The sequence below is a fragment of the Halomonas sp. ND22Bw genome, from assembly GCF_003011945.1.
Classification (GTDB): Bacteria; Pseudomonadota; Gammaproteobacteria; order Pseudomonadales; family Halomonadaceae; genus Halomonas; species Halomonas halophila.
In genome coordinates this window covers 1-257 of sequence record NZ_PXWD01001253.1, presented here as the reverse complement: position 1 = coordinate 257, position 257 = coordinate 1, and the positions used below count along the sequence as shown (strand labels likewise).

General features: G+C 66.5%; 1 pseudogene. It reads right to left on the bottom strand.

The window, feature by feature from the left end:
* Window positions 1-257, bottom strand: a pseudogene (locus tag CVH10_RS22200) (3-oxoacyl-ACP synthase); the annotation flags it as partial.

Here is a 257-nt window from a genome sequence, read left to right as displayed (position 1 = left end):
GTCGGGTGTCGAGGTGGCGACGATGTTCAGGTCGATCTCGTCCGCCTTGCGGCCGGCAGCTTCGAGCGCGCGCTTCGACGCCTCGAGGGCCAGATCACTGCTGGTCACATCAGGCTCGGCGAAGTGGCGCGCCCGGATACCGGTGCGCTCGACGATCCATTGATCGGACGTTTCGACGCCGCGCGATGCGAGGTCACGGGCCAGTTCGTCGTTGGTCACGCGGCGCGGAGAAAGGAAGCTGCCAGTGCCGGTAATGC